12 protein-coding genes and 2 pseudogenes are annotated in these 13,628 nt (G+C 68.0%); 12 read left to right on the top strand and 2 right to left on the bottom strand.

Annotation, left to right across the window (positions count from 1 at the left end; genetic code table 11):
* Nucleotides 1–92 (top strand): IS3 family transposase (locus ACLBXO_RS28780; RefSeq protein ID WP_447687574.1); only part of this gene is annotated, 92 nt, incomplete at its 5' end.
* Between the two features lie 34 nt (nt 93–126).
* Here ACLBXO_RS28780 and ACLBXO_RS28785 read toward each other — a convergent pair.
* A pseudogene (locus ACLBXO_RS28785) lies at nt 127–267 on the bottom strand (IS3 family transposase); the annotation flags it as partial.
* Nucleotides 268–382: 115 nt separating this feature from the next.
* On the opposite strand from ACLBXO_RS28785, the pseudogene ACLBXO_RS28790 reads away from it, so the two are divergent.
* The 7 genes and pseudogenes from ACLBXO_RS28790 to ACLBXO_RS28820 all read left to right on the top strand — a co-directional run.
* A pseudogene (locus ACLBXO_RS28790) lies at nt 383–963 on the top strand (alpha/beta hydrolase); the annotation flags it as partial.
* A 583-nt stretch (nt 964–1,546) separates the two neighbouring features.
* Complete coding sequence (locus tag ACLBXO_RS28795) at nt 1,547–2,773, top strand: transporter substrate-binding protein (RefSeq protein WP_447687554.1); 1,227 nt, start codon at nt 1,547–1,549, stop codon at nt 2,771–2,773.
* Complete coding sequence (gene urtB / locus ACLBXO_RS28800; protein WP_447687555.1) at nt 2,766–4,319, top strand: urea ABC transporter permease subunit UrtB; 1,554 nt, start codon at nt 2,766–2,768, stop codon at nt 4,317–4,319. Before ACLBXO_RS28795 ends, urtB begins: the two co-directional genes overlap by 8 nt.
* Entirely contained in the window at nt 4,316–5,416 is a 1,101-nt protein-coding gene (urtC, locus tag ACLBXO_RS28805; RefSeq protein ID WP_331316257.1) for an urea ABC transporter permease subunit UrtC, read from the top strand. The genes urtB and urtC overlap by 4 nt, the downstream gene beginning before the upstream one ends.
* Complete coding sequence (locus ACLBXO_RS28810) at nt 5,413–6,123, top strand: ATP-binding cassette domain-containing protein (protein ID WP_447687556.1); 711 nt, start codon at nt 5,413–5,415, stop codon at nt 6,121–6,123. Before urtC ends, ACLBXO_RS28810 begins: the two co-directional genes overlap by 4 nt.
* Nucleotides 6,120–6,833 (top strand): urea ABC transporter ATP-binding subunit UrtE, encoded by a 714-nt coding sequence (urtE, locus tag ACLBXO_RS28815; RefSeq protein WP_447687557.1) that lies wholly within the window; start codon nt 6,120–6,122, stop codon nt 6,831–6,833. The genes ACLBXO_RS28810 and urtE overlap by 4 nt, the downstream gene beginning before the upstream one ends.
* A gap of 20 nt (nt 6,834–6,853) precedes the next feature.
* Complete coding sequence (locus ACLBXO_RS28820) at nt 6,854–7,801, top strand: acetamidase/formamidase family protein (RefSeq protein WP_331316252.1); 948 nt, start codon at nt 6,854–6,856, stop codon at nt 7,799–7,801.
* Nucleotides 7,802–7,891: 90 nt separating this feature from the next.
* Here the strand turns inward: ACLBXO_RS28820 and ACLBXO_RS28825 are convergent, their stop codons facing one another.
* Nucleotides 7,892–8,254 carry a transposase gene (locus ACLBXO_RS28825; RefSeq protein WP_331316250.1) on the bottom strand — a complete coding sequence of 121 codons (363 nt, stop codon included), beginning with the start codon at nt 8,252–8,254 and terminating at the stop codon, nt 7,892–7,894.
* Nucleotides 8,255–9,166: 912 nt separating this feature from the next.
* Here ACLBXO_RS28825 and ACLBXO_RS28830 point away from each other — a divergent pair.
* The 4 genes from ACLBXO_RS28830 (at nt 9,167) to ACLBXO_RS28845 (ending at nt 13,561) form a co-directional block, all read left to right on the top strand.
* Nucleotides 9,167–10,663, top strand: a complete 1,497-nt coding sequence (locus ACLBXO_RS28830; RefSeq protein ID WP_447687558.1) for a UbiA family prenyltransferase — start codon at nt 9,167–9,169, stop codon at nt 10,661–10,663.
* Nucleotide 10,664: 1 nt separating this feature from the next.
* Nucleotides 10,665–11,069 carry a GtrA family protein gene (locus ACLBXO_RS28835; RefSeq protein WP_331316246.1) on the top strand — a complete coding sequence of 135 codons (405 nt, stop codon included), beginning with the start codon at nt 10,665–10,667 and terminating at the stop codon, nt 11,067–11,069.
* Between the two features lie 154 nt (nt 11,070–11,223).
* Nucleotides 11,224–12,540 carry a glycosyltransferase family 87 protein gene (locus ACLBXO_RS28840; protein ID WP_447687559.1) on the top strand — a complete coding sequence of 439 codons (1,317 nt, stop codon included), beginning with the start codon at nt 11,224–11,226 and terminating at the stop codon, nt 12,538–12,540.
* A 475-nt stretch (nt 12,541–13,015) separates the two neighbouring features.
* Nucleotides 13,016–13,561 (top strand): PaaI family thioesterase, encoded by a 546-nt coding sequence (locus tag ACLBXO_RS28845; RefSeq protein WP_447687560.1) that lies wholly within the window; start codon nt 13,016–13,018, stop codon nt 13,559–13,561.
* Nucleotides 13,562–13,628 lie beyond the last annotated feature (67 nt).

The following is a 13,628-nucleotide window of genomic DNA, read 5'->3' on the forward strand; positions in this document are numbered from 1 at the left end:
TCGCCTACATCGAGGGCTACTACAATCGGCAACGCATCCACTCGGCACTCGGCTATCTCACGCCCGAGCAAGCCGAGAGGACCGCGAACTGATCTCCCTGTGTCCGCGACACCGAGGGAGGATCACCTTGCGCCAGCGGTAGTACGTCACTTCCGTCACGCCGATCGAGCGGATCGCGTCCCCGACGCTCTGGCCTTGAGAGACCAGCACATCCACCTGCCGCAGCTTGGCGACCACGTCCTCCGGCTTGTGCCGCTTCGTTCCCATCTGTCCGTCCTCGTCCTGGCCCGAAAGCCATACAACAGGGCGGACCACCTCAGTGGGGGCGGATCACATCTCTCAGCCCAAAATGTCTATTCTCTCACCGAAGAGAGGAGCTGTCATGCAGAAGCTCCACCTCCCGATCGCTGCGAACCTGATGTCCGGGGTGATCTCCACCGCCGCACATTCAGCAGGGCTTTCGAGCGGGGCGACTCACAAGATCGTGCCGGTCCACGGCGCGATCGTCGAACAATCGATCTGGAAGCCTGTGGCCGATATTCTAATCAAGAAGGGATAGACTGTATCGACGGTCAAAACCCGTTGACGTCGCTCGCGGCCGATGTTGCGGCAACCAGGAGCGCGTTGGCGAAGCAGGACGGCAAAATTGCTCTGGTCGGACATTCCTGAGGCGGCGCAGTCATCACCCAGGCCGGCGACGAACCTGAAGTATCGGCACGTGTCCATGTCTCGGCATTCGCGCCCGACGTCGGGCAATCTTTGGCGGCTCTCGCCGGAAGCGGTCCGGCGGCTGAAGGTGCTGCGGCGATTCATCCGGACACGAAAGGCGATCTGTTCGTTGATCCCAGAGTGTTTCCGCCGGCGATCGCGGCTGATCGGCCCCCGCAGATCGTCCGTGCCCCGGCGGACCATCAGCTTCCGGTGAAGCACACTGCGTTCGAGGCACCTGTCGATGTGGCCGCCCGGCGCCGATTTCATTGAAAAACTCGGGATGCGGTCGCGGCAGCGCCACGAAGGGCGTTGTCCGGAGAAGATCCTGCTGTCGGATTACACAGAACATATTGCGGAAGCGGGATCGCACAACCGGTTGGAGACAGAATCTCGCCCATACTCCGCTTTGGACAACGCTCGAGGCGCCCCGTCCGTGTTTTTCAACAAACTCCGCCCATCCCGGACGCTCAAGCCACTCTCTGCATGCGCCGTGCGCGGACTTGCACTGACACGCGTCGGGATCGTCATTCCGAAAGACTTCGCAACGGAAGTGGCGTCGGGATGAGTGCTCCATCCGCCCTTCAGGTCGAGCATGGCGCGCGGCAACGTCTTGCCTGCGCACCGTCGTCGACCGAACGATGCGCCGAGATGAGGGTTTTCGGGGACACTACATCCGAGATGGCAATTTTGACGTTCGCGGTCGAATAGCGCCCGCGATTCACGCAAGTGCTGCCAAAATGCGCAACGCCATCGCTGGCTTGCAGCCTCTTTAACCTTCCCGCCGCGCGGAGGTCGGCCGACAATCCGGCCGCTATCCATGGGAGCTTCGGGGTCGATGACGCATCTCACGCGGCGCAGCTTCGTTGGCACGGCGGCGTTGCTGGCGGCGCCGGCTCTCATCCGGCCCGCCTTCGCGGCTGACACCGTGAAGCTCGGCTGCCTGTTCTCGTCCTCCGGCACGATGGCCAACCTCGAGGGCCGGCTGAACCACGTGGTCCGCATGGCCGCCGACGAGATCAACGGACGCGGCGGCGTCAACGGCCGCCAGATCGAGGTGCTGACCTCCGATCCCGCCTCGGACTGGCCGCTCTACGCCCAGATCGGCCGGCAGATGCTCCAGCAGGAGAAGGTCGCGGCCCTGTTCGGCTGCTGGACCTCGGTCTCGCGCAAGTCGGTGCTGCCGGTCGTCGAGCAAAACGACGGGCTTCTGTTCTACCCCCTCCACTTCGAGGGCGATGAGAATTCCAAGAGCGTCGTCTACGTGAACTCGCCGCCCGCGAGTTCCGTGCTGCCCGCTGTCGATTACCTGATGGGGTCGGACGGGGTCGGCGCGAAGCGGTTCTTCATGATCGGCTCGGACTACGTCTGGCCCCGCACGATCAACAAGCAGTTGAAGGGCTACTGGAAGAGCAAGGGCATCCCGGAGAGCGCGTGGCGCGAGGAGTACGTGCCCTTCGGCTTCTCGAACTTCCAGACGCTGGTGAACCAAGTCCGCAGCTTCGCGAGCCAGCCGGGCGGCCAGCCGATCGTGGTGCTCACCGTGGTCGGGTCCTCGATCCCGGATTTCCTGCGCGAATTCGCCAATCAGGGGATCAGCGCCACCGATGTGCCGATCCTCGGCCTCGACATGGTGGAAGCGGATCTCGAGGGGCTCGATACCGCCAAGCTCGTCGGCCACCTGAATTGCTGGGCCTATCTCCAGGCCGCCAAGGGCGACCGGAACACGAAGTTTCTCGCCGATTGGGCGTCCTACGTGAAGGCCAAGAACGTCCCGTTCAGCGCCGACACGGTGATCGATCCGATGGTCTCGGCCTACGACAGCGTCCATCTCTGGGCGCGCGCCGCCGCCAAGGCCGGCTCCTTCGCGGTGCCGGAGGTGCGCAAGTCCTTCGCGGGCCTGAGCTTCGACGATCCGTCCGGCTACACGCTGACCATGACGGGCGAGAACAACTACGTGTCCCGCGGCGTCTTCATCGGCTCGGTCAACGAGAAGCGCGGCTTCGACGTCCTCTGGCAATCCCCGGACGCCCCGAAACCGGTTCCGTTCAGCCCCTATGGCTGATCCCGAACGATCCTCGGTCCGCACGCTCCTCGCGCTCGGGTGCCTGTTGATCTCGGTTCTCCCGACCGTGGCCGCCCCCTTCGACCGGAGGGCCTTCGCGGCGGATCTCTGCGGCGACGGCCCAGCGCAGATCCGTGGGACCGAGACCCTCGTCCAGGCGGCCGGCGATCTGCCGGCGGCCGATCTCGTATTCGCCGGAGATCTCCTCAGGGGGCTGGCCGAGCGCCGTCTCGCTTGCCCGGCGGAAGCCCGCGCACCGGTCCTCGGCCTTCGCCAGCGCGCCGCCGTCGAGACGGCACGCGGTACCGTCGCGCTGCTGACCGACCCGCATCCGGCCGGCCGCGCCGCCGGCCTTGCCGTCCTGGAACGGCGCATCGCCACCGTTCCGGCATCCGTGCTCGACCGCGCCCGCGACGCGGAGACCGACCCCGCGCTGAAAGGCACGATCGCCGGCCTGGCCCAGGCGGCAGCCCTCTCCTCGGCCGATCCGGCCCGGCGGCGGGGAGCAATCGCGGCCGTGGCCGCAAACCCGTCCGGGGCCGCCCTGGCGCGCCTCGCGGCGCTGAAGAGCGATCCTGCCTACGTTTCCGATCCGGGCTTCCGGGCGGCCCTCGACGAGGGCCTCGCGCAGGCCTCCCGGGCAGTGACGATCGGGGACGGTCTCGCAATCGTCTACAATGGGTTGAGCTTCGCCAGCATCCTGTTCATGGCAGCGGCGGGTCTCGCGATCATCTTCGGGCTCATGGGCGTGATCAACCTCGCCCAGGGCGAATTCATCATGCTCGGCGCCTACGCGACCTACGGCGTGCAGGAGGTGTTCCGCCGGCTCGCCCCCGGCTTCATCGACCTCTATCTGTTCGCCGCCATCCCGGTCGCCTTCGTCGCGGTCGCAGGTGTGGGAATCGCGGTCGAGGCGCTGATCCTGCGCCATCTCTACCGACGCCCGCTGATGAGCCTCCTCGCCACCTGGGCGGTGAGCCTGTTCCTCGTGAACCTCGTGCGGATCACGGTCGGCACCCAGAACCTGCAATTCGTGATGCCGGCTTACGTCAGCGGCGGGGTCCCGCTCTACGCCGACTTCGTCATGACCTGGAACCGCCTCTTCGCCATCGGCTTCGCGGTGGCCACTCTGGCGCTGACCCTGCTGATCCTTCGCCGCACCCCGCTCGGTCTCGACATCCGCGCGGTGACCCAGAACCGCGACATGGCCGCCTGCCTCGGCCTTCCGACGCGCCGGGTCGACCGCCTCGCCTTCGGGCTGGGCTCGGGCCTGGCGGGCCTCGCCGGGGTGGCGCTCTGCCCGATCTACAGCGTCAATCCCGGCATGGGCTCCGGCTTCATCGTCGATAGCTTCATGGTCGTGGTTCTGGGCGGTGTCGGCAGTCTCGCCGGGACCGTGGTGGCGGCTCTCGGCGTCGGCGGCGCCAACGTGCTGATCGAGCCGATCTCGGGGGCGGTCGCCGCCAAGGTCATCGTCCTGGTCGGCATCATCCTGTTCCTGCAGCGCCGGCCCGAGGGTCTATTCGCGGTCAGGCGGCGGCGATGAGCGGCGCGACGCTGACTGCCGCGGCTTCGGCGGCCGGCCCAGCGCGACGCCGCGTGCGCGATCCCCTGGTCGCGGTCCTCGTTGGGCTCTGCCTCGCGGCCGCGGCAGGGCTCCTCGTCGCGCCACCCGCCCCGTACCTCGTCAACGCCCTGGGCCAGCTCGCCGCCTTCGCGATCCTCGCCGTCGCCCTCGATCTTGTCTGGGGCTATCTCGGGATCCTCAGCCTCGGGCACGGCCTGTTCTTCGCCATCGGCGGCTATGTCTGCGCCATGCATCTGCTGGCCCATGGCGTCGCGGAGACCGGCGTGCTGCCGGACTTCGTGCAGTTCATGGGCTGGAAGAGCCTGCCGGCCTACTGGGCGGGCCTCGACCAAGCCCCCTACGCCTTCGTCCTCGCTCTGGGCCTCGCCGGTTTCGTGGCCTTCGTGTTCGGGTTCGCCTCGTTCCGCTCGCGGGTCAACGGCGTCTACTTCTCGATCATCAGCCAAGCGCTCGTCTACGTCGCGATGCTGCTGATGTACCGCAACGATACCGGGCTCGGCGGCAACAACGGAATGACCGGCTTCCCGCTGCTGTTCGGCTGGCCGACGGGCTCGCCGGCCGTCGTGACCGGGCTGGCGGTCGCCGCGCTCCTGACGCTGGCGGCCGTGCTCGCGGGCACGCGGCTCCTCGTCGGCAGCGCGGTGGGGCGGCGGATGCTCGCCTGCCGCGACGATGAAACCCGGCTGCGTACCCTGGGCTACAGCACGACGCGGCTCAAGCTCGGGATCTGGTGCCTCTCGGCCATGATCGGCGCGCTGGCGGGCATCCTGTACGTGCCGCAGGTCGGCATCATCAACCCGCGGGTGCTGGCGCCCGATCTTTCGATCGAGATCGCCGTCTGGGTGGCCATCGGCGGCCTCGGGCGGCTCGGCGGGGCGGTGATCGGCGCGGTCCTCGTCAACGGCCTGAAGTTCTGGCTGAGCGCCGCGATGCCGGAGGCATGGCCCTTCATCCTGTCGGGGCTGGTGCTGCTCGTCGTGCTGGTCCTGCCGAACGGGCTGCTCGACCTCGTCGGATGGCGCCTGCGCCCCAGCTGGCTGCGGGCAACCCGATGAGCGCCCTCGTCGTGGATGCCCTGACGGTCGCCTTCGGCCGCTTCACCGCGCTCGATCACGTCTCCCTCGCGGTCGATCCCGGCGAGGTGCGGGCCGTGATCGGCCCGAACGGCGCCGGCAAGACCACGCTGCTCGACGTCATCTCGGGCGTCACCAAGCCGGTCTCCGGCCGGGTGATGCTCGGCGACGATATCGACCTGACGAAGCGCTCGGAGGCCGAGATCGCCCGGGCCGGCGTGCGGCGGAAGTTCCAGAAGCCCAGCGTCTTCCCGGCGCTCACCGTGCGCGAGAACCTCGAGATCGGCTGCGGTCCTGCCCTCCGCCCCCGCGACCGGCCGGCGCGCATCGCCACCGTCCTCGGAGAGATCGCCCTCGCGCCACGGGCCGACGTGCCGGCCGGCAGCCTCGCGCATGGCGAGAAGCAATGGCTGGAGATCGGCATGGTGCTGGCCGCCGAGCCCGCGCTTCTCCTGCTCGACGAGCCCGTAGCGGGGCTTTCCGATTCGGAGACCGCCCAGACCGCCGCGCTCATCCGGGGCTTGCGCCGGCCGGACCGGGCGATCCTCGTGATCGAGCACGACATCGCGTTCGTCGAGGCCATCGCCGACCGGGTGACGGTGCTGCACGAGGGCCGCACGCTCTACGAAGGCAGCATGCAGGGCGCCCGGGAGGATGCCCGCGTGATCGAGGTTTTCCTCGGCCGATGACGCACGCCACCGCACCCGCACGCCTCGCCATCGAGGGGCTCGATCAGCATTACGGCAGCGCGCAGGTGCTGCGCGGGGTCGGCATCGCGGTCGAGCCGGGGGCGTGCCTGGCCGTGCTCGGCCGCAATGGCGCCGGAAAGACCACGCTCTTGCGCTGCCTCACCGGCCTGATCCCGGTGAGCCGGGGCCGGGTCGCCCTCGACGACGTGGAGCTGACGCGCCTGTCCGCGGACCGGCGCGCCCGGGCAGGGCTCGCCTACGTGCCGCAGGGGCGCGAGATCTTTCCCGACCTGACCGTCGCCGAAAACCTGCGCGTGGCGGCTCGTGCCCACGGCCTCGAACGGACCGACGCGGTCGACGAGGCGGTCGCCCTGTTCCCGGCGCTTCGCGGGCTGTGGCAGCGTCCGGGGGGCAATCTCTCGGGCGGCCAGCAGCAGCAGCTCGCCATCGCCAGGGCGCTCGCGACGCGGCCTCGCGCCCTTCTGCTCGACGAGCCGACGGAGGGCATCCAGCCCTCCGTCGTCGCTGCCATCGAGACGGTGATCGCCGGGCTCAAGGGTCGGATCACCGTGCTGCTCGTGGAGCAGTATCTCGATTTCGCGCTGCGGGTCGCCGACGCCGTGGTGGTTCTGTCCCGGGGCAGCGTCGTCGCGCGCGGCGAACCCGCGACGCTGAACCACGAGACCCTCACCCGTCACATCGCGGTCTGACGAACAGCCCAGGAGATCCCGTGCCCGCCCATCACGAAATCCCCGCCACCCCCGAGACCATGGTGCTCGGCTATTTCGACGCCGCCCTACCACCCGTGCTGACGGTCGAGTCCGGCGACACCGTCACCCTTCACTCGCACCCGGCCGGAGGGCGCGAGTCGCTCCATCCCGACCCGGCCCGGGTGCCGGCCGACCTGCTCCACGCCCTGGAGACGCTGAAGCCCGGCGGGGGCCCGCATTTCGTGACTGGGCCGGTCCATGTGACCGGCGCCGAGCCGGGCGACATGTTGCAGGTCGACATCCTCGACCTGAAGTTCCGCCTGGACTGGGGCTTCGTGTCGATCCTGCCGCTGCTCGGCACCCTGCCGGACGAGTTCACCGACTACGAGACGATCCACGCCGACATCGACACCGCCCGTGGGATCTGCCGTTTGCCCTGGGGGACGGAGCTGCCCCTGGACCCGTTCTTCGGCATCCTGGGCACCGCCCCACCCGCCGTCTGGGGCCGTGTCGGCTCGCCGGTGCCGCGCGCCTTCGGCGGCAACATGGACAACAAGGAGATGCGGGTCGGCACGAGCCTGTATCTGCCGGTCTTCAACCGAGGCGGCGGCTTCTACGCGGGCGACGGGCATGGCGTGCAGGGCGACGGCGAGGTCTGCATCACGGCCCTGGAAACGGGGCTGACCGGCACGTTCCGGCTCACCGTACGCAAGGACATCCCGGGCGCATGGCCCTTCGCCGAGACCCCCACCGACCTGATGTCGATCGGCCTTCACGAGAGCCTGGACGAGGCCATGCGGCAAGCCGTGCGGGAGATGGTTCGCTTGGTCTGCGCCCGCACCGGTCTCACCCGTAATCAAGCCTACATGCTGTGCTCGCTCGCCGGGAACTTGCGGATTACCCAAACGGTGGACGGCAACAAGGGCGTGCACATGCTGATGCCCAAGACGGCCCTCTCCGGGACGTGACGCCATCGGGCGCGCCCTCCCGGCAACGGTCGGGGCGCGTTCCCATGCAGGTTCCCGCCGGTACAGTGACGCGCGAACCCGGTAACGCCCCTAGGTGGCGGTTCGCACGAAGGCGAAGCGGCCGATGCAGGTCTCGCCACCACGATAATGGGGCCTCTGGCGCGAGGCTGTGCGCGGGGAGATGCCAGGGCGGGCCGCCTCGCCTCGCCACGGTTGAACCGTCATCGCCGCGCGCAAGCGCTGCACCTCGGCCCGCAGGGCGACGTTCTCCTGCTCGACTCGGTCGAGCCGGGCCACGCCTGCAGGCTTGAGCCCACCGAGGCGGCGTCGCCACCGATAGAAGGTGCCGACTGAGATACCGGCGCTCGCGCAGATCGCGACGATCGGTACGCCGCCCGCGGCCTCGTCCAGAAGAAGGGCGATCTCCTCATCCGTATGCAGGGATCGGCTCATCGAGGATCTCCGAGTGCGTCAGACGTGGTGGGTCCGTTCGATCAGCCACGGGCAAGAAGCAGACCGAGGGTCGGCGCTCGACCGCGCGACGGAGTGTTCTCGATCCGGATGACCGGGGGCGGCCATGCCGGCACCGTGACGGCTTACACGTCGATAAGACGATTCATGGATTGGACTTTCCGTGATCAGCCTCCGGGCGACCGCCTGGAGCCCGGCCTCACACCTCTCGAGAGCGGCCGATCTATCCACTCTCGATAGAGGTTTGCGACGTATATCTGCTGTGACGCGACTGATCTCAGTCCCAATGACTGACTCGGGTCGACAGGGGAGCGCCCGCCTCTCGTCCGAACAATGTCCGGAGCAACCCAGCCACCGACCGGCAGATTACGTCGCGTCGGATCACCGGCCTGAGCCGGACCGGACATTCGAGGCCGCAAGCCGGGATCTTCGAGGCAGCAGGCCGAGATCTTCGAGGCGGAGAGGAAGGCTTCAGCAACGCCGGGAACTCGATGTCGGGAGCGCGCGATGGCGAAGATTCAGGCGCGCTATCCAACGGTCGCCGATGGCTTCCCATGCGCTGCGGCATCCGCCCGATCGACAGCTGCCGCGACCGTTATCAGTCGCGCGCCGGCTCACCCGAGCCGAAGGCCGGTGAACCGCTTCGGCGCCGCGCGGTCCGGGCGCGCTCGTCGCGTCGAGACACCGTGCTTGAGTCCGCCCCGCGCCCGCGTGTTCTCGATCGGCGACGCGATCGGAAATATCCCGCTGGTCGTGCGCACGGCCGGCACCGCCCCCTTCAGGGATTGGACCTGCTTTTATGGGTACATAACGGTTTTCATATACCTCGAAAGAACAAATTCTTCGCCGCGACCGGAGCCGTGACGATAGCGACCGAGCTTCGGAGTCGGTCGAATGCTGACGGCGCAAATCGATCCAGGAAACACAGCGGTACCGGCGGCGGAGCCGACGACCTCGGCATCGTACAACGTTCCATTGGTCCTCGACCTCGACGGAACACTCCTGCGCGCGGATGTCCTCCACGAGAAGGCCATCGCTCTCGTCCGTGCGGACCCCCTGAACATCGTCAAGATCGCGTACTGGGCCTTCGGGGGGCGCGCCCACCTCAAGCGGCGGATGGCTCAGAATGCGACGCTGGACGTCGAGACATTGCCGGTCAACGCGGAGTTGATCGAATTCGCGCAGACCGAGGCCGACGGCGGCCGGCCTGTCCATATGTCGACGGCGACCGACAACGTGACGGCTGCCCAGATTGCCAGGCGGTTCCCGTTCATAACGACCGTCATCGCCAGCGACGGGACGACGAATCTGAAGGGGCACGCCAAGGCGGCGGAGTTGGCGCGCCGCTTTCCCTTGGGTTTCGACTACGCTGGCGACAGCCGAGCCGATCTGCCCGTGTGGCACGCAGCCCGACAGGCCATCGTGGTCGGAGCGTCCGCGCGGGTCGAGAGAGCCGCGGGCGCGGCCGCCAACGTGATCGGCATCTTCCGACGCCCGTCCTATGTCGGCCCGCTGATCGAGAGCATGCGGCCCCACCAATGGGCGAAGAACGCGTTGATCCTCGTCCCGGCCATCCTCGCGGGGCGCATTTTCGATGCTGGCGCGATCTGGCAGCTGATCGTGAGCTTCATGGCCCTGAGCCTGATTGCCTCGGCGACGTATATTCTCAACGATATCTGGGACGTTGCCGACGATCGCCGGCACTGGTCCAAACGGAACCGTCCGCTCGCCAGCGGTCGGTTGCCGATGGCCTACGGCTTGGCCGCGGTCCCGATCGGCCTCGCCGCGGGCTTTCTTCTCGGTGCGGTGGCCGGGCCGAAGGTCGTCCTGATGCTGGCCTGCTACACGGTCCTGACCCTGTTCTACTCGTTCTACGTCAAGCGCGTCGTCCTGCTCGATGCCTTGACGCTGGCCTTCCTCTTCACGCTCCGCATGGCGGTCGGCACCGTCGCCGTCGCGGCCAAGGCCTCGCCGTGGCTGTTCGTGTTCTCCATCTTCCTGTTCACCTCGCTGGCACTCGCCAAGCGCCACACCGAGATCGCGCGCGCCATCGAGCGCGGCACGGCCCGGATCAACGGACGCGGCTATGTCGCGGCGGATTTGCCGCTCGTGCTTGCGGCGGGTGTGGCAGCAGGCACGTCAGCGCTTCTGATCTTGGTATTCTACATCATCAACGACGCGTTTCAGCAGACGTTCTACGGCGATGTGGCGTGGCTGTGGGGCTTCCCGGTGGCGCTCTCGATCATCGTCGGGCGGATCTGGGTCGCTTGCCAGCGCGGAGAACTCCAGGACGATCCCGTCGTCTTCGCTCTGACGGACAGACTCGCGCTCGCGGCGGGGAGTGGGCTCTCGGTCTGCTTCGCGCTGGCCTGGGCGGGTATCGCGTCCTGAGATGCGGCGTCTCGACCACCTCGACCGGCGCGTTCGGTTCCTGTTCGCCGGTGGCTTCGCCGCCGGTGTCAGCTGGCTCGCACGCTTCCTGTTCAGTACCGTGATGCCGTACGCGGCGGCCGTCGCGGCGGCCACCGCGACCGGCATGGTCATCGGCTTCATCGCCTATCGGAGCTTGGTCTTCCCGGATTCCCGCCGTCCGCTCCTCGCACAACTCTGCGGCTTTCTGGTCGTGAACCTCATCGGAGGCGCGGTGACGGTCGCGGTGGCCACCTTCACGTGCGATCAGATACTCTCGCCTCTGGGCCTCGGCGCCGCCGCACCGGCCTCGCACGCGATCGGCATAGCGGCCGGTGCGGTCGCCAATTATCTCGGCCATAAATCGATCACCTTCAGAACCGCCTGATCATCCCCGGGCCGTTCTCCCTGTCTGTACTGTCGTCTTGAAAAATCGTTCGGATACGATTGGACTGGAACGAGCAATGCTCAGAACGCGCAGCGCATCAACCGCGATCGGGGCCGCTTCGGACGCCCGCAACGGGACTGTGCGGGGAGAACGCGTGGCCTCGCTCCTGGGCCTGGCGCTGACAATCGTCGGAATCGCGGCGGCCTTACTGACGATCGCGAAGCGGCCCGGCTGGCCGGTCTCGGCGGATCTCGACATATACCTCGATGCCGCGAAGTTGTTCGTGCAGGGGCAGAGCCCGTATATCCTCGACGCGGATCGGGATCCCTTCGCGTATCCCCCGTTCCTCGCCGGCCTCGTGGGTCTGATTGGCCAGGGTATCGGCTACGGTAAGCTCTGGATCTTCTGGCCGTGCTTGAGCATCGGGCTCTTGGCCGGCTGCGTTCTGCTGTTGCGCCGCTTCGGGCGCATCATGCCAGACGGGTGGCTTCTACTCGCGACCGGCGTACTGCTGTGCAGCCGCGCGATCCGCTCGGACCTGTTTCACGGGCAGATCAACATCCTTCTGCTCTTCGTCCTCCTGCTCGGACTGCGGTCGTTCCTGAATCGAGCCACCGTTCGGGGATCGGCCGCCTGGGCATTCGTGATCGTCTGCAAGCCGTTCATGGGCGTGCTGGTCTTCTATCTGCTGTTCCGGCGCGGATGGCGGGCGGCGGTCATGACGGCAGGGATCGCGGCCGTCCTCTTCCTCGGGCCGTTCCTGATGATCGGCAGCCCGTTGGCGGCGGTCAGAGGATGGGTCGCGGCATCGACCTTCTACACGACCCTGCCGGCAGGGGCCCGGCCCGATCATCAGTCACTGCCCGCCCTCGCCAAACGCCTGTTCGCCGAGAATCCGTTCAGCGTTCCATGGATCGACGCACCCGTCCTGGCCCAGTTGGTCAGCGTTCTCGCTGCCATCGCGGCCGTGACGGTCTTCCTCGCCGCCATAGCGATGGACCGGGGCCGCGCGGAGGCCGCCGACGATACCACGGATGCCGGGAGGCCTCTGGCCGAGGTCGGCCTCACCGTCGGCCTCGCGCTGAGTTGCGGGCCGCTCTTGGAGGGCGATCACCTCATCCTGATCTGGCCGGCCTTGTACGGGTCAGTCCTGTGCGCGCAACGCGCGGCAGCCAGATCACGCATCGAGCGAGGACGCTGGATAAGTGCTGCGGCGGCATGGTGTGCTGTCTTCTGGATATTCACGCTGCCCGTCATCGTGCCTTTCGTCGTATCGCCGACCTGGCCGGTACTCGAAGGCGCGCGGATTCTCCTGAGCGGCCGGAACGGCATCATGGTGCTGGTCGCTTGCCTCTTCACGGCGTCCGCATTGAGAGCGAGCGCCGCGAGCCGCATCGACGCTCTCGAAGGACACCGCGCTCCTCAAGGCAGCCGTCTCCAGTCCCTCGGCACCTCTTCCTCCCGCATCTGACGCCACGATCGCGACAATCACCGCGGACGGGCCCTGTCGCGTCGGGACAGGCGCGCATCCTTACACGGCGATGAGGCTGGACGGCCGGCTCCGCGCTCCAGGCCCCGTCGTCGGGAGGGGTCTCGAAGTCGACTGCCGACCGCTTCGAGGCTTCCGGCAGTCGGTATCGGCTCAGCGCGGACGGCCAGGACACCGGGCCTCGTGGACGGTCGGCGCCGTCATTCGTGAGCACACCGGTGGCAGGCGCGTCGCCGGCCCGGGGGAGACCCTGCGCGGCGAAGGCGGCCCGGGCCGCGCACCCGGACCCGGCGAGGGAGACCGCCTCGATGGGCCCGGCGCCTCCGCGTCGGAGCGCGCGCCCGAGGCCCGCGCTTTAAGATTGTGATCTGCATTTATATAGATTATTGCCGACATCGATAACGGGTCGAACGCGAGGCCTTGCCCTCGTCCCCTCCCCTCCTGAGAAGGCTCATCGATGGCCGGCGATGTGGCTCCACGATCACCCGAGCCTTCGCGGCGTAGGGTCGTCGAATGGGCAGATCCCCGCTCCGTTGCCGCGGCGGGACGAGCCCTCGCGGGGATCGACTTCCTGCGGGCGCTCGTGGCGGGCGAGATCCCGCCGCCGCCCGCGGTCCAGCTGCTCGGCATCGCGTTCGTCTCGGTCGATCCTGGCACGGCCCGGATGTGCATGCCGGCCGCGGAGTACCTCTTCAACCCGCTGGGTTCGGTCCACGGCGGCTCCCTCGCCACGCTGCTCGACAGCGTGATGGGCTGCGCCGTGCACTCGACCCTGCCGGTGGGACGCGCCTACACGACGCTGGAGTTCAAGCTGAATTTCCTGCGCGCGGCCACCGAGAGCTCCGGTCAGCTGACCGCGGTCGGGCAGGTCGTCCACGCCGGTCGGCAGCAGGCCGTGGCGGAGGGACGCCTCAGCGACGAGGCCGGCCGCCTCGTCGCGACCGCGAGCACGACCTGCCTCCTGTTCGATCTGCCCGGGGTGAGGACGCCGTCCGCCGGCTGACCGCGCGGGCGGACGGCGCCCGCGTGCCCGCACCGCGCCGCGGGCCGGTCTCGGGCCGCGCCGATAT

It is taken from the genome of Methylobacterium sp. C33D (genome assembly GCF_053345825.1).

Coding starts and splice junctions, on each gene's coding strand:
- ACLBXO_RS28795 (WP_447687554.1), top strand. CDS start 1,547: ATGACGCATCTCACGCGGCGCAGCTTCGTTGGCACGGCGGCGTTGCTG.
- urtB (WP_447687555.1), top strand. CDS start 2,766: ATGGCTGATCCCGAACGATCCTCGGTCCGCACGCTCCTCGCGCTCGGG.
- urtC (WP_331316257.1), top strand. CDS start 4,316: ATGAGCGGCGCGACGCTGACTGCCGCGGCTTCGGCGGCCGGCCCAGCG.
- ACLBXO_RS28810 (WP_447687556.1), top strand. CDS start 5,413: ATGAGCGCCCTCGTCGTGGATGCCCTGACGGTCGCCTTCGGCCGCTTC.
- urtE (WP_447687557.1), top strand. CDS start 6,120: ATGACGCACGCCACCGCACCCGCACGCCTCGCCATCGAGGGGCTCGAT.
- ACLBXO_RS28825 (WP_331316250.1), bottom strand. CDS start 8,254: ATGAGCCGATCCCTGCATACGGATGAGGAGATCGCCCTTCTTCTGGAC.
- ACLBXO_RS28830 (WP_447687558.1), top strand. CDS start 9,167: ATGCTGACGGCGCAAATCGATCCAGGAAACACAGCGGTACCGGCGGCG.
- ACLBXO_RS28835 (WP_331316246.1), top strand. CDS start 10,665: ATGCGGCGTCTCGACCACCTCGACCGGCGCGTTCGGTTCCTGTTCGCC.
- ACLBXO_RS28845 (WP_447687560.1), top strand. CDS start 13,016: ATGGCCGGCGATGTGGCTCCACGATCACCCGAGCCTTCGCGGCGTAGG.